At 68.7% G+C, this 21,583-nt stretch carries 18 protein-coding genes; 5 read left to right on the top strand and 13 right to left on the bottom strand.

Annotated features, from left to right (window positions below; translation table 11 throughout):
- The first annotated feature begins 4 nt into the window (after positions 1-4).
- Together GXW71_RS09625 and GXW71_RS09620 are read left to right on the top strand one after the other, a co-directional pair.
- Complete coding sequence (locus tag GXW71_RS09625; RefSeq protein WP_211852278.1) at positions 5-868, top strand: isocitrate lyase/PEP mutase family protein; 864 nt, start codon at positions 5-7, stop codon at positions 866-868.
- 84 nt (positions 869-952) lie between these two features.
- Positions 953-1,567, top strand: a complete 615-nt coding sequence (locus GXW71_RS09620; protein ID WP_211852277.1) for a hypothetical protein — start codon at positions 953-955, stop codon at positions 1,565-1,567.
- 43 nt (positions 1,568-1,610) lie between these two features.
- Here the strand turns inward: GXW71_RS09620 and GXW71_RS09615 are convergent, their stop codons facing one another.
- From GXW71_RS09615 to GXW71_RS09595, 5 genes are all read right to left on the bottom strand, one after another.
- A complete protein-coding gene (locus GXW71_RS09615; protein ID WP_211852276.1) occupies positions 1,611-3,209 on the bottom strand; it encodes a M20/M25/M40 family metallo-hydrolase in 1,599 nt (532 codons plus the stop codon).
- Between the two features lie 73 nt (positions 3,210-3,282).
- Positions 3,283-3,840 (bottom strand): DNA-3-methyladenine glycosylase I, encoded by a 558-nt coding sequence (locus tag GXW71_RS09610; RefSeq protein WP_211852275.1) that lies wholly within the window; start codon positions 3,838-3,840, stop codon positions 3,283-3,285.
- Positions 3,841-3,897: 57 nt separating this feature from the next.
- Positions 3,898-4,581 carry a Fe2+-dependent dioxygenase gene (locus GXW71_RS09605; RefSeq protein WP_211852274.1) on the bottom strand — a complete coding sequence of 228 codons (684 nt, stop codon included), beginning with the start codon at positions 4,579-4,581 and terminating at the stop codon, positions 3,898-3,900.
- A gap of 105 nt (positions 4,582-4,686) precedes the next feature.
- Positions 4,687-6,924, bottom strand: a complete 2,238-nt coding sequence (locus GXW71_RS09600; RefSeq protein WP_211852273.1) for a TonB-dependent receptor — start codon at positions 6,922-6,924, stop codon at positions 4,687-4,689.
- 159 nt (positions 6,925-7,083) lie between these two features.
- On the bottom strand, positions 7,084-7,947 hold the full coding sequence (locus GXW71_RS09595; RefSeq protein ID WP_246526420.1) for a LysR family transcriptional regulator: 864 nt from the start codon (positions 7,945-7,947) through the stop codon (positions 7,084-7,086).
- Positions 7,948-8,073: 126 nt separating this feature from the next.
- Between GXW71_RS09595 and GXW71_RS09590 the strand changes: the two genes are divergently transcribed.
- Entirely contained in the window at positions 8,074-9,096 is a 1,023-nt protein-coding gene (locus GXW71_RS09590; protein ID WP_211852271.1) for a bile acid:sodium symporter family protein, read from the top strand.
- A gap of 26 nt (positions 9,097-9,122) precedes the next feature.
- On the opposite strand, the gene GXW71_RS09585 is transcribed toward GXW71_RS09590, so the two are convergent.
- The 3 genes from GXW71_RS09585 to GXW71_RS09575 all read right to left on the bottom strand — a co-directional run bounded on the left by GXW71_RS09585 (position 9,123) and on the right by GXW71_RS09575 (position 13,425).
- Positions 9,123-10,706: a DHA2 family efflux MFS transporter permease subunit gene (locus GXW71_RS09585; RefSeq protein WP_211852270.1), complete on the bottom strand. Its 1,584-nt coding sequence runs from the start codon at positions 10,704-10,706 to the stop codon at positions 9,123-9,125.
- A gap of 144 nt (positions 10,707-10,850) precedes the next feature.
- Positions 10,851-12,014 (bottom strand): HlyD family secretion protein, encoded by a 1,164-nt coding sequence (locus tag GXW71_RS09580; protein ID WP_211852269.1) that lies wholly within the window; start codon positions 12,012-12,014, stop codon positions 10,851-10,853.
- Between the two features lie 100 nt (positions 12,015-12,114).
- Positions 12,115-13,425, bottom strand: a complete 1,311-nt coding sequence (locus tag GXW71_RS09575; RefSeq protein ID WP_211852268.1) for an NtaA/DmoA family FMN-dependent monooxygenase — start codon at positions 13,423-13,425, stop codon at positions 12,115-12,117.
- A gap of 185 nt (positions 13,426-13,610) precedes the next feature.
- On the opposite strand from GXW71_RS09575, the gene GXW71_RS09570 reads away from it, so the two are divergent.
- Together GXW71_RS09570 and GXW71_RS09565 are read left to right on the top strand one after the other, a co-directional pair.
- Positions 13,611-14,831, top strand: a complete 1,221-nt coding sequence (locus GXW71_RS09570; protein WP_246526419.1) for a M20/M25/M40 family metallo-hydrolase — start codon at positions 13,611-13,613, stop codon at positions 14,829-14,831.
- Positions 14,832-15,207: 376 nt separating this feature from the next.
- Positions 15,208-15,612 carry a hypothetical protein gene (locus tag GXW71_RS09565; RefSeq protein WP_211852266.1) on the top strand — a complete coding sequence of 135 codons (405 nt, stop codon included), beginning with the start codon at positions 15,208-15,210 and terminating at the stop codon, positions 15,610-15,612.
- A 173-nt stretch (positions 15,613-15,785) separates the two neighbouring features.
- On the opposite strand, the gene GXW71_RS09560 is transcribed toward GXW71_RS09565, so the two are convergent.
- The 5 genes from GXW71_RS09560 to GXW71_RS09540 form a co-directional block, all read right to left on the bottom strand.
- On the bottom strand, positions 15,786-16,901 hold the full coding sequence (locus GXW71_RS09560) for an RMD1 family protein (RefSeq protein ID WP_211852265.1): 1,116 nt from the start codon (positions 16,899-16,901) through the stop codon (positions 15,786-15,788).
- Complete coding sequence (locus GXW71_RS09555; RefSeq protein ID WP_211852264.1) at positions 16,901-19,252, bottom strand: Orn/Lys/Arg family decarboxylase; 2,352 nt, start codon at positions 19,250-19,252, stop codon at positions 16,901-16,903. The genes GXW71_RS09560 and GXW71_RS09555 overlap by 1 nt, the downstream gene beginning before the upstream one ends.
- Positions 19,253-19,382: 130 nt before the next feature.
- Positions 19,383-19,607 carry a peptidoglycan binding domain-containing protein gene (locus GXW71_RS09550; RefSeq protein ID WP_211852263.1) on the bottom strand — a complete coding sequence of 75 codons (225 nt, stop codon included), beginning with the start codon at positions 19,605-19,607 and terminating at the stop codon, positions 19,383-19,385.
- A gap of 120 nt (positions 19,608-19,727) precedes the next feature.
- On the bottom strand, positions 19,728-20,243 hold the full coding sequence (locus tag GXW71_RS09545) for a cupin domain-containing protein (protein WP_211852262.1): 516 nt from the start codon (positions 20,241-20,243) through the stop codon (positions 19,728-19,730).
- Positions 20,243-21,559: an NAD(P)/FAD-dependent oxidoreductase gene (locus GXW71_RS09540; RefSeq protein ID WP_211852261.1), complete on the bottom strand. Its 1,317-nt coding sequence runs from the start codon at positions 21,557-21,559 to the stop codon at positions 20,243-20,245. Before GXW71_RS09540 ends, GXW71_RS09545 begins: the two co-directional genes overlap by 1 nt.
- Positions 21,560-21,583: the final 24 nt, after the last annotated feature.

The raw sequence follows: 21,583 nt of genomic DNA, 5'->3' as shown, positions 1-21,583 counted from the left end.
TTCCATGACCGCCCCCGATCGTCTGCGTGCCCTGCTGGCCAAGCCGGACTTCGTCGTGATGCCGGCGGTCTGGGATGGGCTCACCGCCAAGCTGACGACCGGCGCCGGCTTCAGCACCGCCTTCCTCTCCGGATCCTGCGTGGCGGCGAGCCGCCTCGGTGGGCCTGATCTCGACCTGATCTCCTTCGCCGAGATGTTCGACAGCTTCAACATGGTGCGCGGCGCCGCGCCGGATCTGCTGGTGCTGGCCGATGGCGACCATGGCTACGGCAATGCGATGAACGTGCAGCGGACGGTGCGCGCCTATGGCCGCGCCGGCGCCGCCGCGATCCTGATCGAGGACAAGATCACCCCGCGCGCCCTGACCTCGGCCGGCAAGCCCTGCCTGCCGCGGGAGGAGGCGCGGATGAAGATCCGGGCGGCCGTGCAGGCGGCGAAGGACTCCGGCGTCCTGGTCCTGGCGCGCACCGATTGCCGCCCGACCCAGGGCATCGATGAGGCGGTGGCGCGGATCGGGATGTTCGCGGCTGAAGGCGCCGACATCCTGTTCCTGGACAGCCCCGCCGATGACGCCGAAATCCGCCGTGGCATCGCCGCCGCCGGCGGCAAGCCGTCCTTCGTGGTGCTGTCCCCGGGCGGCGCGCGGGCGACGCCCACACAGAGCCAGGCCGCCGAGCTCGGCTTCAAGATCGGCACTTTCCCGACCGGCATGCTGTCTCCCGCGGCGGCCGGGATGCAGGCCGGGCTCGCCGCGATCGCCGCCGGCGCCTCGGAGGCGGCGGGCGCGCTGCCGCCGGCGGAGCTGCGCGCCATGCTGGGCTACGCGGATTACGACGCTGAGGCGAAGCCCTTCATCCTGCCGGGGTGACGGAGCGTCGCTCCGGAGCGATTTCGCGGTGGAAGAATCGTTCCGGAATTGATAGGATCGGCGGGGCGCCAGGAGGGCCCCGCCATGGCAGCGACGCTCAAGGTCTATCTCGTCAACAAGGCCGGCGACCTGTCCGGCCGCTTCGACGACAGCCACCGCAAGACCTGCGGCGAGAAGCTGAAAGCCTATTTCGACGCCATCATCCCGAGCGTCGCGAAGTACAACGCGGTCTCGGTCATCTGGGATGGCAAGGCGGCGGACCCGACCACATCCGACTTCGTCTGCTACCTGCTGACCAGCGCCGCGGACAGCATCGTCGCCACCAAGGCGACCGGCGACATCACCCTTGGCGTCTCCGGCTCGACGATGCTCAGCGCCGCCGACAAGGCCGTGGTGTCGGAAGTCTATCTGCGCCAGATCGTGCAGGGCGGTGACCCCCGCGGCAACGCCACGACGAACCGGGAGACGGTGGTCGCCAACTGCATCCTGCACGAGCTGGCGCACAATCTGCTGGATGCCACCGCGCCGAATGTCCTTGACGTGCACAAGGTGAAAGACGGCGTGATCTGCCGGGAAACCGACAACAAGCCGCTCACCGGTACGGATGCACCGGGCAACGCGGACAATACGGCCTTCCAGACCGGCTTCACCCGCCGGACCGCCGGCATCAAGCAGTACACTGGCGGCATGCCGTCATAGCGCCAGCAAAGGAAGCCCTGCGATGCAGGGCCTTCCGATGCGATCAGAGCGGCTCGCCCGCGCCGGTGCCGGCATGTGGGGTCGGAATGCACCACTCCTCGCCACGCGCGGTCGTCACATATTCCGGCCAGCGCAGGTCGACCGGCGGCGCGAAGTCGGACGGCAGTAGCGGACCCACCCAATCCGGCCCGCCGACGCCACCCCCGGTCCGCTCCCGGAACTCCGCCTGGGCGGCGGCCAGCACCGCCGGCTGCGTCGCCAGGTCGACCAGGGTCAGCGCCATGGTCTTCGCTGCGACGAAAAGGCCGGGATCGACCGCCGCCGGCAACCCGCCGAGCGCGTTGTAGGCCCAGTTCGGATAGGCGTAGCCCCTGGACGGCGGCCGCAGCCTCGGTCGCGCCGCGAGCAGCCGCACCGTCGGTGCGTGCCAGCAGAACTCCACGTAATCATCGGCGCTCAGGTGCTTCTGCCAGGAGGGCAGGCCGGCGCGCAGCCGCGCCTCATTCGCTTCCGGCGGCGTCAGCTTGCTCACTTCGGCGATGAAGGGATCCGGCATCGGCTCCAGGCCGAGGTTGCGTTGCATCGCACGGCCGAACTCGAGTGCTTCCTCGGCATAGGTCGGTGCGCCGATCACCTGCAGGTTCTTCCAGGTGAGATCGGTCATAACCGTGTTCGGCACGCCGACGCGCGTCTTGGTCACCCAGCGCACGAAGGCGCGGCAGCCGGTGCTGGCCGCGGCATGGCGCGCATTGTTCGCCAGCACCCGCCAGATCTGCTCCTGGATGCCGAGCGAGGAGGAGCGCCAGGAATACTGGATCTGCGAGAAGCGCGGCGGCAGGTTGTCCGATGTGGCGCCGCCATCGCCGAGCACGAATTCGTTCAGCGTCCAGGAGCCGGCATGGGGGAACATCGCCTCCTTGGTGTACTTGGTCGTGGTGTACATGAGGCAGAGCGCATCCAGCGCGCCCGGGCAGCGGGCGGCTGCATGCGCGCCTTCGATCGGCACCAGCGTCGGATCGATCCACTGTTCCGGCGTATCGGCCTCGAAGCTGATGACGGCGCTCCAATAAGCGCCAAAATGGGTCTCGCCGGTGACGGTGTTGGACGGCCAGGGATGCCAGACCACGGCGGCGTCCAGCCCGTCGTAGTAGCCCTTGGCGGCATGGATGGGCTTCGACCCGCAGACTTTCTCCGCCGGCTCCCCGAACAGCTTCAGCGTGCCGGCGACGCCATGCGCCTGCATCGCCGCCCTGGCGCCGAGGATCGCCGCGAGTGCGGCGGTGCCGAGGACGGAATGCGGGTCGGTATGCCCGGCGGCATAGGGATGCAGCCCCTCGCGCGGCGCCTGATAGGGCACCACCTGCTGCGAATTGCCCGGCACCGCGTCGTATTCGGAAAAGCTCGCCAGCACCGGCCCACCCTGGCCCCAGCTCGCGACGAAGGCTGTCGGCATGCCGCCCGAGCCTTCCTCGACGGAAAAGCCTTCGGCCCGCAGCAGCTCCACATAGTCCCGGGCCGAACGATATTCGCGCCAGGCCGGCTCGGCATGGGACCAGATCCGCGCATTGAAGGCGGAAAGCCGCTCCTGGTTGGCGGCGATCCAGTCCAGCGCATGCGCGCGGATGGCGTCCTGGTCCTGCATCGGTCTGTCCTTGCCGTGGTCTGTGCGCGCCGAAGGTTCCAGAAGGTGACGGGGCCGTCCAGACGGGGGGCCGCTATCGCCGGTGGCACTGAGCGGTGTGATCGTCGACGATGCCGGTCGCCTGCAGCCAGGCGTAGACGATCACCGGCCCCACGAACTTGAAGCCGCGCTTCTTCAGCGCCGCCGAGATCGCCTCCGACAGCGGCGTCTTCGTGTGCATCGTGATGCCATCGCCGCGGACCGGTGCGCCGCCTGCCATCGACCAGATGAAGTCGGAAAAATCCTCGCCGGCCGCCTGCATCGCCAGGTAGGCGCGGGCATTGCCGATCGTGGCCTCGATCTTGGCACGCGAGCGCACGATGCCGGGATCGGCCAGCAGCCGCTCGACATCCGCTGGGCCGAAGCGCGCGACGATCGCAGGGTCGAAGCCGGCGAAGGCGGCGCGGAAGGCGTCGCGCTTGCGCAGGATGGTGATCCAGGCGAGGCCGGCCTGGAAGCCGTCGAGCATCAGCTTCTCCCATAACGCGCGGCTGTCGCGCTCGGGCACGCCCCACTCTTCGTCATGATAGGCACTGAGCAGCGGGTCGCTTTCGGCCCATCGGCAGCGTTGCAGCACTGGCGGTCCTCTCATCCGGCGCGCGGCATCATCCCCCACGACACCGGACGAGGTCCAGGGCGCGGCAGCCTCTTACAGCTCGCACCACATGCGCATGAGGTTGTGATAGCAGGCGGTCAGGCCGAGCACGCTCGGGTGATCGTCGGGCAGCGCCTGCCGCGCCTGGATGATCGCCATGTCCATGTCGAACAGCAGGCGGCGCTGACCGTCATCCTTGATCATCGACTGGGTCCAGAAGAAGGATCCCCAGCGGCTGCCGCGGGTCACCGCGTTCACGCGATGCAGGCTGGTGGAGGGATAGACGATCATATCCCCCGCCGGCAGCTTCACCGTCTGCGTGCCATAGGTGTCCTCGATCACCAGCTCGCCGCCGTCGTAGTCCTCGGGCGGCGTGAGGAAGAGGGTGGAGGAGACATCGGTGCGGATGCGGCCGCCGCCGCCGGTCACGGCACGGATGGCATTGTCCACATGCGCGTGGAAGACCATGCCCATGTCGTAGCGGTTGAACAGCGGCGGAAACACCCGGAGCGGCAGCACCGCCGAGGTGAAGAGGGGCGAGCGGCCGAGCGCGCGCAGCACGATCTCGCCGAGCTCGCGGGAGGCGGCGGAGTTTTCGGGAACCTGCAGGTTCTGCTTGGCCTTGGCCGACTGGTCGCCGGCCGTGACCTTGCCATCCACCCAGTCGGCGGCTTCGAGGGCGCGGTGGATATGGGCAAGCTCTTCCGCGGTCAGCACCTGGGGAATGTGGACGAGCATCAGACGCTCCTGGCAGTCGGCAGGCCATCCTAGGGCGATGCCCAGGACAGGAAAAAGAGAGGGGCCGTTGCCGGCCCCACTCACGCTATCGCCATCGCCGGCCGATCAGAAGGTGGTGCTCAGCGAAACCAGCACCGTCCGTCCGGCACCGAGCACGGCGCGATTGGTCCAGAGCTGAGTGTAGTTGCGATGATCGGTCAGGTTATAGCCGTTGATCGAGACCTGTAGATTGTCGTTGATCCGATGCGAGATCAGCGCATCGAGCGAGAAGTTCTGCGGTACCTCCGCGGTGTTCGCAGGGTTGAGGAACTGGCCGCTGTTCCAGGTGACACCGCCGCCGAGCGTGACGTTCCAGGGCTGGCCCCGGTTGAGCTCATAGCTCGTCCAGAGCGAGGCGGAATGGCGCGGCACGAATGCCACGCGGTGGCCGACATTCGCCGCCGTCAGCGAGCGCGTGGTCTCGCTATCGAGGTAGCTGTAGCGGGCATTGATGAGCCAGGCATCGGTGATCCGCCCGGTCGCGCCGAGGTCGAAGCCGCGCACGCGCTGCCGGTCACCGGAGGAGAACGTCACACCGGTGGAAGGGTCGCTTTCGATGGCGTTGTTCTTCTCGATCTGGAAGACGGCCGCGCTCAGCCCGAGCCTGCCGTCCAGCACGTTCACGCGGGCGCCGAGCTCGTAAATGGTGTTCCGCTCCGGCTCCAGCGCTGTGTTGTTCGCATTCGCCTGGCCGGGCTGGGTGGTGAAGTTCGACCCCGGCGCGAAGGTCGACTGAGCATAGGAGAAGTAGAAGGTCGCGTTCGGTGTCGGCTCCCAGATGATGGCAGCGCGCGGATCCCAGAAGCTGTTGTCGGCATTGAGTTCGGTCTGTGGGAAGCCGGGGCCGAATTGCTGGTAGTCGGTCTGGAAGCGACTCCAGCGCACGCCACCGAGGACCGAGATCTCCGGCGTGAACCAGATCCGATCACTGGCGAAGACGCCGACAGCCGTCGTCTGTGCGCGGCGCGTCGCATTGTTCGCGGTAGAGCGCGTGTAGCCGAAGGCCGCGTCGTTGTCCGGCGCCAGCAGGTTGCCCCGGAAATTCGTGCGGTCGGTGCCATAGGCATAGCCGATGCGCTCGTAATCTTCATAGGAAGCATCGACGCCGAGCGTCGCCTCGTGCCGGATCGAGCCGGTGTTGAAGCGCGCGACGGCGGTGGTCACGTTCTGCAGACCCCATGTGGTGCTCTCATAGGGCGAGCCCGCGCCGCTGAAGGAGTATTGCGGCACGCCGCCGCGGCCGGTGAAGAAACGCTGTGTGCAGGTCGCATCGCAGGACGCGATGCTGTAGCTGAAGAAGCGCTCCTGGTAGCCGAGGCGGGTGTCGTTGTAGAGCGTCAGCCAGTCGGTGGCGCGGTGCTGCAACCGGGCGGTCAGGCGATCGACCGTCGAGCGGTCGCGGTCAACCGGCCCGCCGTACCAGGTGCCGCGGCCGATGCCGTATTCGGTGACCGGCCGGCCGACCGAGGCGCCGGCCGGCGTGAGCACCGGGACGCCGGCATCGGTCGCCTCGTTGTAGTGGTAGTGCAGATATTCGAGGGTGAAGGTGGTGTTGGTGCCGAGGCCGAAGGCGATCGACGGCGCGACGCCCCAGCGGTCGCCGGAATCAAGGTTGCGGCCGACGATCGATCCTGTTTGCCCCATCAGGTTGAGGCGCATGGCGGTGGTCTCGCCGAGCCGCTGGTTCAGGTCCAGCGTGCCGCGCGCGAAGGGGCCCATGCCGCCGGTGACCACGGCGTTGTAGGCGTTGCCAAGGAAGGGCACGCGGCTGTTGACGTTGACCGCCCCGCCCGCGGAGCCGGCGCCGAAGGTGGTGCCGGACGGCCCGAGCAGTGCCTGCACCTCCTCGAAGGTGAAGGCGTCGCGGCGATAGGTGCCGAAATCGCGAAGCCCGTCGACATAGAGATCGTTCTGCGCGGTGAAGCCGCGGATGCGGAGCTGGTCGCCATTGACGCCGCCATTGCCTTCACCGATCGAGGAGGTGATGCCCGGCACGTTGCGCAGCGCCTGCTCCAGCGTCGTCACGTTCTGCTGGCGCAGCACCTCCTGCGGGATGACCTGGATGGTCTGCGGCAGGCTCTGGATCGGCCCCTGCAAGCGACCGAGGCCGGTGCCCGAGCGCAGCGTGTTGTCCGGCGCGCGGCCTTCGACATCGATCGCCGGCAGATTGACCGATCCGCCTTCGGGCGTGGCCGCGGTCTGGGCGGCGGCCGGCGTCTCGATGCCGACCGCGAAGCCCACGGCTAGGCTGGCCCCGAGTGCACTGTGCGAAACCGCCGTTCGCAGCGTGTTGGTCCTGGTCACCTCGACACCCCCTTCAAGAGCTTCCCCTCGCCCCGCGTCGCCGCGGGCCGGACCCCGGCGAGCCGGGGTTCGAACAAATTTGCTCTACTGCTAATGATAATGACTCGCAATAGTGCTCTGTCGATGCATTACCGGCCATTGCGGACCGCAACGGCGGGCTCAGACCGGTGGGGCGGCCTGGGCAGGACCTGCGTGGCGCAGGATCGCCGCCATCAGCGCGGCAGCGGTCCGGTGGTGCTGGCCCGGGCCGATGACGACGAACTCGACCTCGGCCAGTTCCGGCAGCGAACGGGAGGCTGGCAGGGCGGCGAGGCCCCGCGGCAGCAGCCGCGCCGAATGCGGCGCGACGCCAAGCCCCGCCCAGGCGGCGGCGCAGAGGCCGCTCAGGCTGCCGCTGGTGCAGGCGAGCCGCCAGGACCGGCCGGCCCGTTCCAGCGCGTCCAGCGCCACGGCGCGGGTGATGCTCGGCGGCGGGTACAGCAGCAGGGGCAGCGGCTGGCGCGGGTCCGGCCGGATGCCGGGCCGGCCGATCCAGGCGAGCTGCTCCCGCCAGGCGACCTGCCCGCGCGTGTCGCCGGCGCGGCGCTTGGCGAAGATGACATCGAGCTCGCCGGCGTCGAAGCGCTCGTAAAGCACGCCACTGAGCCCGACCGTCAGCTCGAGATCGACCGAGGCGTGGCGCTCGGCGAATTCCGCCAGCACCGCCTGCAGGCCGGAGAGGACGAAGTCCTCGGATGCGCCGAAGCGGATGCGGCCACGCAGCTCCGATCCCGTGAAGAAGCGGTCGATGCGCTCATGCGCATCGAGCACCTGGCGGGCATAGCCCATCAGCGCGTCGCCGTCCGGGGTCGGGGCTACGGAATGCGTGTCGCGCGCCAGCAGGCGGCGGCCGAGACCTTCCTCCAGCCGCTTGATGTGCTGGCTGACGGTTGATTGGCGCAGCCCGAGCCGCTGTGCGGCCAGGGTGAAGCTCCGCATCTCCGCCACCGCGACGAAGGACCGCAGCAGTTCGGGACTGGGCATCGACACCATGCTGGCCGCACTCCGATATCACGATCCATGAATACTATTATCGAAGATATTCGGATATGCGATCTCCACGGCGAGCCTAAGTTGCAGGTCCTTGACGGTTACAGAGGAGCGCGGCCGATGTCGCTCACCCGGATCTGGTCCAGCCTGCACATCGATCCCTACCTGGCCGCCCTGGTCGGCACTGTGGCCTTGGCGGCGCTGCTGCCGGTGCGCGGCGCCGGCGCAGAGGCGATGGATTGGGCCGTTCGTGCGGCGGTCGCGTTGCTCTTCTTCCTCTATGGGGCACGCCTGTCGCCGCAGGCGGTGCTTGCCGGGCTGATGCACTGGCGCCTGCAAGCCATCATCTTCGCCAGCACCTTCATCCTGTTCCCGGCGGCAGGTTTGCTCCTCACCACGCTGCTGCGCCCTTGGCTGACGCCGGAGCTGACGCTCGGGATCATGTTCGTCTGCGCGCTGCCATCGACCGTGCAATCCTCCATCGCCTTCACCTCCATCGCGCGCGGCAATGTCTCGGCAGCGCTCTGCAGCGCCTCGATCTCCAACTTGCTCGGCATGGTGCTGACGCCGGCGCTGATGGTGGTTCTGCTGAACACCCACGGCACCGGCTTCAGCCTGAAGGCACTGGCGGATATCGCCTTGCAATTGCTGCTGCCCTTCGTCGCCGGTCAGTTGCTGCGCCCGCTGATCGGCGCCTGGTTGCTGCGGCACAAGGCGATCACCTCGGTCGTCGACCGCGGCTCCATCCTGCTGGTGGTCTATGCGGCCTTCAGCGCCGGCATGGTCGCCGGCATCTGGTCGCGGGTCAGCCCGACGGGCCTCGTGATCGTGCTGCTGCTGGATATGGTGCTGCTGGCGCTGGTGCTGCTGGTCACCACCCGGGTCAGCCGCTGGTGCGGCTTCTCCACGGAGGACGAGATCGCGATCGTCTTCTGCGGCTCGAAGAAGAGCATGGCCGCCGGCATCCCGATGGCGAACATCCTCTTCGCCGGGCAGGCGCTAGGCCTGATCGTGCTGCCGCTGATGCTGTTCCACCAGGCTCAGCTCTTCGCCTGTGCGACGCTGGCGCGCCGGTACGCGCGGCGCTCGGAGGCCGCGCAGGCGCCGGACGCCGGCCTGGAAGGCGCAGCCCGGCCGGCCTGAGGGCGCCGGTCGCGGCGCCACACGCTTCACCGCGCGGCCCCGATCGCTCCGGGTGGCTTCTGCCGCAAGGTCAGCCCCGGCAGGATCGCCAGCAGGCAGATCACGCCGATCGCCATGAAGGCATCGCGGAAGCCCAGCATGCCGGCCTGGGCTTCGACCATGCGGATCATGAAGTCATAGGCGGCGTCGCGCCGGATCACCTCCGGCAGGCCACCCTGGGTATAGAGCATCTCCAGGAGCCGCCGCGTCTCCAGCACCGCCGCGCTGCTCTCGGCGCCCGCGTTCAGCATCTCCGCATGCAACTGCGTGCGGCGTTCCAGGAACACCGAGAGCAGGTTGGTGCCGAAGGCGCCGCCCAGCATGCGGCAGAAATTGATGGTGCCGGCGCCCTGGCCAAAGAGCTGCACCGGCAGCGCGCGCATGGCGCCGACATTCATGTTCGGCATGGTGAGACCGAGGCCGACACGGCCGATCAGGATCCACCAGGCCAGCCCCCAGAAGGGCGTGTCGGTGCCGACGCCGCCGATCAGCCAGCTCGACAGCGCGAAGAGCGCCAGCCCGGCGCAGACCGGCAGCCAGGGCGGCAATACATCCGCAAGCCGGCCGGCGATGACGAAGACCACCGCCACCACCAGCCCCGCCGGCATCAGGATCAGGCCGGAGCGCGTCGGCGTATAGCCCTGCACCACCTGCACCAGCAGCGGCAGCAGGTAGGTGGAGCCGAAGATCGCCGCGCCATAGATGAAGGCGACCAGTGCCGCTGCCGTGAAGCCGCCATGAGCGAAGACGCGGAGGTTCATCAGCGGCGCCGGCGCGACGCCCTGCCAGACCAGGAAGCCGACGGCAGCGGCGAGCGCCATCAACAACTGCGCGACAACCCGGTCGGAGCCCCAGCCGTAATGCTGCCCGTCGGTGAGGCCGGCCAGCAGCGTGCCGATGGCGGCGGCGAGCAGCACCGACCCCAGCCAGTCGAAGGCGCGGGGCGCGCCGGTCGCGATGCGGCCGGGCATGAAGAACAGGCCCATGACGAGGCCCAGTATCGCGGTGGGCAGGCTCAGATAGAACACCGCGTGCCAACTGAACTCATCCACCAGCACGCCGCCGAGCGTCGGTCCGATCGCCGGCGCCATCACCACGCCGAAGCTGAACAAGCCCATGGCGGTGCCGCGGCGTTCCGGCGGGAAGACCAGGAAGATGATCTGCATCGACAGTGGCTGCAGCAACCCTGCAGCACCCCCCTGCGCGATGCGACACATCACCATCAGGGTGGCATCGTTGCCGATGCCGGCGAGCACCGAGGCCAGGATGAAGACGCTGATGGAGCCGATATAGGTCGCGCGGAAGCCGAAGCGGTCAACCGCCCAGGCGTTCAGCAGCATCATGCTGGTGGTCGCGGCGAGGAAGCCGGTCGAAAGGAGCTGCGCCTCCTCATGTCCCATGCCGAGCGCGCCGGTGATGTCGGGCAGCGCCACGTTCACGATGGTGGACGACAGGATGCAGGACACGGTGCCGGTCAGCACGGTCAGCGTCACCAGCCAGCGGAAGGCCGGGCCGTAGCGCGCGAACATCGCCTCGACGGAAGGGCCGCGCGTCGGCGCGGCGTCACTCATGGCAGCGGACCGGTTCTTCGACCGGTCCGAGGCCGCGAATGCGGCCCGCGCGCAGTCGCGCGAAAGCCAAGGCGGCGGATGCCGCCCGCGTCACGCCGGGAGGCGTGCCTCCGGCACGACGCGATTGAGGGGGCCTTGATCGTGTCAACGGTCAGGCCCGCTCGTATCGCGCGCCTCGGCCTCCACCCGCACCATCATGCCCGGGCGCAGCAGGCCGGGCGGTGGCGGTGGCCGCAATTGCACGCGCAGCGGCAGGCGCTGGGTGATCTTGGTGAAGTTGCCGCTGGGATTGGGGCTCGGCAGCAGCGCGAACTCGCTGGTCGCGGCTTCGATCACCCGGTCCACCACGCCGTCGAAGACGCGGTCCGGCCAGGCGTCCACTGTCACCCGCACCGGCGTGCCGGGGCGGAAGAAGCGGATATCCGTCTCCTTCACATTTGCCTCGACGCGGATCTGCGCGGGGTTGTGGACCAGGATGATGCGCTGGCCCGCCAGCACGTATTCGCCGGGATCGACGAAGATGCGGTCCACGACGCCGTCGAAGGGCATGCGGATCGTGCGGTCCGCGAGGTCGAGGGCGGCGCGGTCGCGCGACGCAGTGAGCTCCCGTTCCTGCGGGGCCAGCGCCTCGAGCTGGCGGGTGATGACCTCCATCTCCTCCCGTGCCGCTTGCGCCGCGGCCATCAGCGCCTCCGCGTTGCGGATCTCGGCAGCAGCGCCGATCACCCGCTGGCGCGCGGAATCGAGGCCGGCGCGCAGTTGCTCGAGGCGCTGCCGGGTGCCGGCGCCGGAGGCGATCAGCCCTTCCGCGCGCGCCAGCTCGGATGTGGCAAAGAGGCGATCGGCCTCCGCCGCCGGCAGCGTCGCGCGCGCCTGGTCGAGGCGCGCGATCGCCGCCTGATGCTGGCTCGCGCTCTGCCGGTCGACCATCGTGAGCCGAGCCTGCAATTCGGCGCGGCGAGCGGCGATGCCGGCGATGCGCGCCTCCAGCTCCTGCACCGCCAAGCTTGCCTCACGCGGGTCGATCTGCACCAGCAGCTCGCCTTCACGCAGGTTGTCGCCGGCGGTCACCGGCAGGCGCTGCACCCAACCCGGCACGCGGCTGGCGAGCATGATCATGTCGGATGCAATGCGGGCATCGTCGAGCACCACATGGGTGAACTGCCAATGCACCCAGCGGAGTGTCAGCCCCAGCCCGAGAGCCGCCACCAGCGCCAGCCCGATCAGACGCGCGTAGCGGCGGAGCGGCTTGCGCCTGACCGGATCGGCGGTCTCTTGTGTGGGGCTCTTGGACGGCCCGACATCCATTTGAACGCTTCCTTGCCCGCATCCGCCGTCTGACGCGGCGATGCGGCAGCGGAAGGATAGGACCACAATGCGCCAGAGGCCAAATCCAGCCCCTGACGCCTCAGCCAGGATTGCGCAGATTCTCCCGCAGGGTGCGGCCGGCATAGGCGGTGCGGAACAGCCCGCGGCGTTGCAGCTCCGGCACCACCAGGCGGCCGAACTCCTCGAAGGTGGCCGGGAAGACGGTGGGCGGCAGGATGAAGCCGTCACAGGCGCCGTCGCGGAACCAGTCCTCCATCACGTCGGCGATCATCGCCGGCGTGCCGGCCAGCAGCGCGCGCGGCCGGCGCACGGCTTCCGCGAAGCTGATGCCCTTGTCGCGCGCCACCTGCAGCATGCGGTCGCGATGGCCCTGGACGCCCTGGTTGCCGCCACCGGCATCCAGCGCCTCCGGCGTATCGATCCTGCTGAGGTCGGCGACGACGGACCAGGAGCTGGCGGCCAACACCAGCTCGGGATCGACCAGCGACTCCAGATAAGCGGCCTTCTCCTGCGCGATCGACGGCGTCTCGCCCACCACCACGGTGATCGAAGGCAGGACGGCGCATTCGTCCGGCGGCCGGCCGGCAGCGTCCACGCGGCTCCGCATGTCGGTGCGGAAAGCGAGCGCATCGGCCTTGGTCGCCGGCGTGCAGAACAGCATCTCCGCCCAGCGCGCCGCGAAGGCGCGGCCGCGCGGGGAGGAGCCGGCCTGCATGATCGCCGGCCGCACCTGCGGGCTGCGCGGGATCGAGAGTGGGCCGCGCGTGTTGACGTAGTGGCCGACATAATTCGCGTAGCGGATCTTCGCGGGATCGGCGAAGACGCCGGCTTGCTTGTCCAAGACCAGCGCGTCTTCGTCCCAGCCGGTCCAGAGCGCGTCGCAGGCTTCCATGACCTCATCGGCCATGTCGTAGCGCTGCTCCTTCGGCGGCAGCCCGGCCATGCCGCAATTCTGCGCCTCGAAGTCGCGCGCCGTGGTGACGACGTTCCACGCCGCGCGGCCCTTGCTCAGGATATCCAGCGAGCCGAGATAGCGCGCCAGGATATAGGCTGGCATGAAGCTGGTGGAGAGCGTGACGCCGAGGCCGAGGTGCCGCGTCGCGCGCGCCATCATCGGCAGCAAGGTCATCGGGTCGAGCAGGCTGAGCTGGCCGCCGCGGCCGACATAATCGGCATAGCTGCCCTTGTAGAGATCCGGGATGCCGAGGCCGTCAGCGAAGAAGCAGGCATCGAAGCAGGCGGCTTCCAGCACGCGCGCGATCTGCTCCCAGCGCTGCGGTTCGAACAGGTCATCAAGCGTCGCCGCGGGGTGGCGCCAGGTGCTGGGATAGCTCGCCGACGGCCCGGCCTTGAGATAGGCGACCAGATGCATCTTGCGCGATGGGGGCATGGGCAGCTCCGTGCCGGGACGCGGATTCTGGCACCGGTCCCGGCGTTCGACAAAATCTCGACCAAGCCCCGATGCAGCAATCACCATGCCACTCGACCCGCCGAACCCTCTTGCCTGAATCGGCGAAGACTGCGATGCGCGAAGCTGTCGCCACGCCGCGCGACCCAATTCACGGGACAAGCTCCATGACCCCGACCGAGACCATTGCCGCCATCCGCGCCGACGCCCGCTTCCAGGTCGCCTGCGACCGGCTCCGCGCCGACCACGACCGCACCGTCACCGATGTGGTGACGCTGACCGAGATCCCGTCGCCGCCCTTCGGGGAGGAGAAGCGGGCCGCGGCCTATCTGGAGATGCTCCGCGCACATGGGCTGGAGCAGGTGGAGCAGGATGAGATCGGCAATGTGATGGGCCTGCGCCGCGGCTTCGGCAATGGCGACATCCTGGTCGTCGCCGCGCATCTCGACACGGTCTTCCCGGCCGGCACCGATGTGCGCGTGCGGCGGGAGGGGACGAAGCTCTTCGCCCCCGGCGTCAGCGACGATACCTGGAGCCTCGCGGTCAACCTCGCCTTCATCCGGGCGCTCGATGCCGCCGGCATCCGCACCCGGCATGACCTGCTCTTCGTCGGCGATGTGGGAGAGGAGGGGCTCGGCGATCTACGCGGCATCCGCCACCTTTTCGCCAAGGGGCGGCATCGCGAGCGCATCCGCGCCTTCCTCACGGTCGACAGCCCGGAGGTGGAGCGCATCGTCTCCGGCGGCGTGGGCTCGCGCCGCTATCGCGTGACCTTCCGCGGCCCCGGCGGCCATTCCTATGCCGCCTTCGGTCTGGTGAACCCGATGTATGCGATGGCCGAGGCGACGCGCGCGCTGGCCGCGGTGCCGGTGCCGCAGTCGCCGCCGACCACACATTGCGTCAGCGTCGTCTCCGGCGGCACTTCGATCAATGCCATCGCCAATGCGGTGACGATCGAGGTCGATCTGCGATCCGCCTCCGCCGCCGAGCTGGAGCGGCTCGACACGCGTTTCCTGGAGATCGTGAACGAGGCGGTAGCAACGGAGAATGCCGCGCGCTCCACCGCCTCCGGCGCCATCACGGCCGAGATCGCGCGGGTCGGCGATCGCCCGGCTGGCGAGACGCCGGAGGGAATGCCGATCCGCAGCCTCGCTGCCGCCGCGGTCGCGGCGGAAGGCTATGCGCCGCATTTCGAGTTCTCGTCGACCGACGCCAATGTGCCGATGAGCCTCGGTATTCCCGCACTCAAGATCGGCGCCGGCGGCCGTGGCGGGCGCGCGCATTCGCTGGAGGAATGGCTGGATGTGGAACCGGAAGAGAGCCTGCGCGGCATGCGCACCAGCCTGGCCGCGATCCTCGCCTTGGCGGAGATGGAACAGGTCGGCTGAAGCGCCCGCCATGTAGACGAGCGGCGGAGACATCCGCCCGCCCGGCGGCCGGTCATTGGCCGGCCAACTACGCCCTCATGCAGCGCCTGGGGCGAGGGCGTGGCCCCCTTCGACCGCGACATTGATGATCAGGGCGAGACCGGCTGCTACAGCGTCACCTTCGAAGGTCGGCAGCCTCCATCAGCGAATCGAGGGTCCGCGCGACCGCGCCTATGTGGAAGCCCGTCGGTGCCGTGATAGCTTCGGCGAATGATCCTTGGCGCTCGGCCGATGCTGTGCACGGGAAGCGGCCGGTCGGCAAACAACCCGATGACGGGGGCGTCTTGTCGTCTGACTTTCATGCCTAGAAGCAGACATTCGCGCTGGGGGAAGACGCTTGGACATATCGCCGCTCCTTGTCATCTTCGGCGCCTGCGCCGTGATATTCGCCATTCTCCTGCATTCCGGCACACGGGGACGACGAGGCCGGATTCCCCCCGGTACAGGCAAATCGACGGAGATCGTCGTTGCCGGACTGGCTTCAGTAAACATCGCCGGCGTGCTCGGCCTCCTTTGGTTTGCGGCTGCGATGCTCGTCTATGACGGGGTGATGGTCGTAGAGCTTGTGATCTGCGCAGTTCTCATCGCAGTCCTGGCCATGACCACGGGTGGCGCTTTCGCGCTCAAGCGGCACCGCAAGACCAAGGCCGCTGTCGCTCTGTTGGCGGTCGCGGCCTTGCCGGCGATCGCCGTCTACGGATTCCTGCTCTACCTCGATAGCCATCCGATCGACATGCGCTAGGAGCCTGTCTGAGAAAGGCACGTGGAGGGCTGTCGCGGGATTTTTCGCCCCTGGTGTGCCGGGCGACGCAGCCGATGCTGGTTGCCTCGGCGAGGAGGCCGGCGCGCCAGGGGCGAAAAAGAACCGACAGGCCGCCCGCGGCCTTTCTCAGACAGGCTCCTAGCCCGCGAGCATCAGTGCCGCAGCAGCGACAGCACGATCTCGACGGCGATCAACGCCAGGATCGCGATCTCCAGCAGCTCGGCGCGACCGCCAGCCGCTTCGCTGTGCAGCGCCGTATAGGTCTCGCGGATGATCGCGAGCTTGCGGTCCACCGCGGCGCTGACATTGGCCACGCGAAACAGGTCCATGGCCGCGGCATAGACGCGGGCGAGATAGACGTCCTCCGTCACCTGCAAGGCGTTGTCGACCCGTTCGGCGAGCTCTGTCACCTCGGCGACCAGCGTATGCAGCCGGCGCGCCAGCCGCGCATAGCGGCGGGAGGCCAGCAGATGCGTGCGCCGCCGCGCGTCGTCGACAAGCTCCCGCATGCGCGGCAGCTCCTCGTCCAGCATCTCGTCATAAGTGCGGATTTCCAGGAGCTGCGCGTTCGCCATTTCCAGCACGTCGGCGACATCGGTCTCGCGCTGCGGTTCATAGATGAAGGCGCGGTCCCAGGTGATCACCGCGAGATCATCGGGGTGGTAGGAGAAGCGCTGCCGCAGCAGGTCGCGCCGGGCACCTTCCGACAGCGGCCGCTCCTCCCCCGACAACAGCGGAACCAGGTCCACGCGCTCCTGCAGCGCTTCTGCGGTGACCGGCTCGTCGAAGGCATCCACGATGGCGAGCAGGTAATCCTCCTGCAGTGGCGCCATGGTCGGCCGCTCCAGCGCCTCGCCAAGCAGCGCGCCGAGCTGCGCCAGCAGCTCCTGCCAGATGCTGTTCGCCGCGGCGGGGCCCACCGCCAGATCGGTGTGGTTGACCAGGCTGGTGAAGTCGCTCCAGCTCAGATCCTGCACCGGCAGGCGGAGCGCCAGGGTGACAATGCCGAAATCATAAAGGCGGACGCTGGCGGTCGCGGCCATCGCGGCGCCGCCGATCTGCAGCGTCACCGGCCCAAGCTCGAGCGCCAGCGGCGGCACGCCGAAGGAGACTGCCTTGGGCGGCGTGCCGGCCAGCCGGCTGCGGGCGCTGGCACCTTGGGCACGCTGCGCCCAGAGCTGCTCGGCGCGCTTCAGGTCGATCGCATAGGCGATGTCGAACAGCCGCTGGGCGATGACCAGACCCGAGCGGACCTTCAGCTCCGGCATCACGACCCGCGGGTCTTCGCCGATTCCCGCACCACATAGGTGTGGAAGCGCACCGTGCCATCCTCCGCGGTCTCGCGGTACAGGCCCTGGATCTCGTTCTCGAAGCCGGGGAAGAGGTTCGCCGCGCGTTCGAAGGCCTTGAGATAGGCGATCATCGGCCGCGATCGCTGGCCGAGCCGCTCGCCCGGGATTACTGTCGCGATGCCGGGCGGATAGACCAACCAGAGCGTCGTCGCGATGCGGCCATCCGCTTCCTCCAGCGGCACATAGTCCACGCGGTTGCGCACCAGCTCCCGCACCGCCTCATGCGGCGCCATCGCCATGTCCGGGAAATGCTCGGCGCGGAACTGCGCCGCCTGCAGCGCGCTGACATTCTCCGACCTATAGAAAGCCTGCATCTCCGCGCAGAGGTCGCGGAGCCTGAGCCCGGCGTAGCGCTTGGGGCGGCGCGCGACGAAATCCGGAATCACCTCGTCGAGCGGCGCATTGTCGTCATGCAGCTTCTTGAAGGTGACGAGGTGGGACAGCAGCGTGCCCGCCTTGCTGCTCTCGCTACCCGGCGTCAGCAGGAAGAGCAAGCTGTTGAGGTCGTTCTTCTCGGGCACGATGCGGTTCTGCCGCAGGTATTCGGCGACGATCGGCGCCGGCACCCCGTGCTCGGCATAGCCGCCATCGGCGAAACCCGGCGTCAGCACGGTCAGCTTGTTCGGATCGGTCATCGCCCAGCCCGGCGCGACATCGCCGAAACCGTGCCAGTCCTCGCCAGGGCGCAGCTCCCAATGCGCGGGGTCGGAGGCGAGCGCGTCGGTCGGTGCCTCCTCCCAGGGAAGCTCGGTGCCGTTCACGCGCACGGTCTTCGGCACGAAGGGTTCGAAGAACCAGCGGCGCGCCGGATCCGTCTCTTTCTCCTCGAACTCGCGGCGGGCGAAGCGCATCTTCTTGCGCATCTCGATGCCGAGTCGGACGGTATCGTCCCACAGCACCTCCCCCGAACGCCCCTTCATCATCTGCGCGCCGACGTCGAGCGAAGCGAAGAGCGGATAGAAGGGGCTGGTCGAGGCGTGCAGCAGGAACATCTCGTTGAAGCGCCGGTGCTCCACGCGCCTGGCGTGATCGCCGATATGGCTGTCCTTCACATGGATCTGCGATGCCTGGGAGAAGCTGGCGAGCTGCTTGTGCGTGCTCTGCGTCACCAGGATGCCGGGCGCATCGGGGCCGAGCCGGTCGAGGCCCATGCCGAAGCGCCCGCGGAACAGCGGGTGGAACTTCATGAAGCCGGCCCAGGCCTCGTCGAACAGGATGTAGTCGCAGAGGTGGCCGATGCGCTTCAGCACCTCCTCGGCGGAGTAGATGGTGCCGTCATAGGTGCATTGCTCGATCACCGCGGCCCGGAAAGGGCGCGGGCGCTGCCAGGCCTCGGGGTCCTTGACCAGCGGGTTGTCGCGGATCGATTGGCGCAGCTTCTCCTCGTCAAGCGCGTCGAGGCGCATCGGGCCGATCAGGCCATGCGGGTTGCGCGCGGTCTCGATGAAGACCGGCACCGCGCCGCCGAGGAAGAGGGCACCGTGATGCGCCGCCTTGTGGTTGTTGCGGTCGAACAGCACCAGGTCGTCCTCTGCCAGCAGCGCGCAGAGGGCGATCTTGTTGGAGGTGGAGGTGCCGTTCAGCACGAAATAGGTGCGTTCGGCGCCGAAGATCACGGCCGCTTCCTGCTGCGCCTTCAGGGCCGGCCCCTCATGGGTCAGGAGGTCGCCGAGCTGGAGCACGGAATTGTCGAGATCGTCGCGGAACACCGCCTCGCCCAGGTGTTCGACGAAGATCCGGCCGATCGGGCTGCGGCTGTAGAACATGCCGCCATTGTGGCCGGGACAGGTCCAGAGCTGGTTGCCCTGCTCGGCGTAATCCACCAGCGCGCCGAAGAACGGCGTCTTCAGCGTCTCGGCATATTGGCGCAGGCGGGAGACCAGGTTCTTGGCGATGAATTCCGGCGTCTCCTCGGCCAGGAAGACGAAGCCGTCGACATCGTCCAGCACCTCGACCGGGATGTCCTCGAGACGGTGGCGCCGCACCAGCAGGATAATCGGCACATCGAGGCCGCGCTTGCGCACGAAGGAGATCAGGGACGCGGCCTTGCCCTGCAGGCCCTTCTTGCCCCAGTCGACGATGATGCAGCCGATGGCACTGTCGGTGCGGATCACCAGCTCCGCGTCGTCGTCGCGGCGGGCGCGCAGCACGGCATAGCCCATCCCCTCGACCTCGGTCAGGATCTGGCGCAGCCGGGCGCCTTCCAGGTCGGTCTCGTCGAAGGCCGGTGCGCAGACCAGCACCTTGAAACGGCGCGCGTATTCCATCCGGGGTCCCTCTCCGCGGGGCCACGCCCGCTCGCGGCCGGACCCTGGCCGGCGAAGTCACGACAATTCAAGCCATTGGCCTGTGACGCTTCAGTGACGGCGGCGGTAGCGGCGACTGTGGCGGTCCCGCTTAGGCGGCGTCCGCCGGCGGTGCGTGCTTGGCGGCCTGCCATTGCCGCTGCACTTCTTCATCGACCGCATGGGCCGACTGGCCAGGCGAGACCACCACAACGGCGCCGTTCAGGGTGAAGCGGTGCGGCACCTGGTACCTGTTGGCCTTGTCCAGGCAACGCGCGATGACGTGTGGCAGGTAATCGGTGTCGTAGGTGGGGTAGTCCACGATGTCGATGCTCATCGACGCCTCCCTGCTTGCTTGACAGATAGCCTAGGACAGCGGAGCGGGCGGGGTCACGCGCCTTCGCGTCCCGGTCGTGTGATCGCTGCGGGGGAGGCTTCCGTACCGATATCAGAACATCTAGTCGCCGCCGGACCGCGAGCCCGGCATCTGATCCGCCCAGCCGAAGACGGTCCGCCGCTCGATCTCCGCGACATCCGCGGGGCGCGGGAAGGGCTCCGGCGCCGGCTCGCCAGGGCTGCGGGGGCGGCCGATGGCGGCGAAGAAATCCTCGAGCCCGCCGGGGGCGAGGAACCAGACGAAACTCATCGGCGCCGGTCCCGGATTGACGAAGCCATGCTTGCGGTTACGGCCGAGGAAGACGGTGGAGCCCGGTTCGATCGGTCGGTCCTCGCCCTCGATGCGGGCGAAGCCCTGGCCGGCGGTGACGTGGATCACCTCGTCGTGGCGGTCATGGCTGTGCTCGCGCACCATGCAGCCAGGGGCGACGGTCTGGGTCCCCATCGAGAAGCCGGTGCCGAGTTCCCGCCCGCTCAGGATGCAACGCACGAAGCCATTGGCCGGCACCGGCTGCCAGAAGCTCGGCGCCTCATCGGGGCCGATGACGCGCACCTCCCCGCGGCTCTCTTTCTCCATCACGCCACCTCCCTTGCATCGCGCCAACGGTAGAGCATCAGCATCAGCGACGCCGCGCGACGCGCCAGGCCGTGCAGCGGCACCGGGCGCGGCTCGGTGAAGGGCAGGCCGAGCTCGGCTTCCGGCACGCCCTGCACCGCACGGGCGAATTCGCGCCCGAGTGCGACGGAAAGCGCCACCGCGCGCCCATTGCAGCCCGCCCAGGCATAGCCATCCGGCCCCAGCCGATGCAGATGCGGGAAGTAATCGGTGGTCATGCCGATATTGCCGCTCCAGACATAGTCGAACCGCACCTCCCCGATCTGCGGCCAGAGGCGTTGCAGCCGTGCCCCGATCATCGGGCGCAGCCGGGCCGGCTGGTTCGCGGGGATCGCGACGGCGCCACCGGTCACCAGCCGGCCGCGCGCATCCCAGCGGGCGAAATACAGCTCCCCATGGGTGTCCGACATGGCCTGGCGGCCGGGGATGATGCTGCGCGCGACATTGTCGCCGATCGGCCGGGTCGCCATCTGCCAGGACAGCACCGGCACGACGGACGTCGCGATCTCCGGTGCCAAGGATCGGTTGAAGGTGCCGGTATAGGCATTCGTCGCGAGCACCAGCGCCCGCGCGCGAACCGTGCCGCGCTCGCTCCGCACCAGCCAGCGCCCGCCCTGATGCGCGATCCCCGTGACCGGGGAGCGGGCGAGGATGGTGGCGCCCAGCGTGAGTGCGGTCGCAGCCATGCCGCGGGCCAGCGCCAGCGGATTCACATGACCGCCGGTCGGGTTGGTGAAGCCGCCGAACCAGGCGTCCGAGCCCAGCATCTCCCTGAGCGCCGCGCGGTCCAGCAGCGCGACCGGTGCGCCATGCAATTCCCAGTCGCGCATCCGCCGCTCCACCACGCGCATGCGGCCCGGCGTATGCGCGGGCTGCACCCAGCCCGCCTGTTCGGCTTCGGCCGCGATGCCGTGGTGGCGCGCCAGGTCGAAGAGCGTCGCGGCGCTATCGCGCAGCACCGCGACGAAACGCTCGCCGGCGGCGCCATGGCGGCGGATGATGGCGGCCGGGTCGTAGCGCGACAGCGTCGGGATCACCTGGCCGTTGTTGCGGCCGGAGGCACCCCAGCCGGGCTCCGCGGCTTCGACGACGATGCAGGGGATGCCGGCCTCGCGCAGGTGGATGGCCGTGGAGAGGCCGGTGAAGCCAGCACCGATCACCGCGACCTCCGTCTCGACCATACCCTCCAGTGCCGGCAGCGCGGGGCCCGCCGGCGTGACGGCGGCCCAAAGCGAGGGTGGCCAGCCAGGTCCCTCTGTCGCGCCGCTGGTCGCCATGCCTTGCCTTTCCGGGTTTTCAGC

Source organism: Plastoroseomonas hellenica (assembly GCF_018129085.1).
In the GTDB taxonomy this organism is placed as follows: Bacteria; Pseudomonadota; Alphaproteobacteria; order Acetobacterales; family Acetobacteraceae; genus Plastoroseomonas; species Plastoroseomonas hellenica.
Note: the sequence above shows the minus strand (reverse complement) of the source record. Positions and strands in the feature narration are given on the sequence as shown.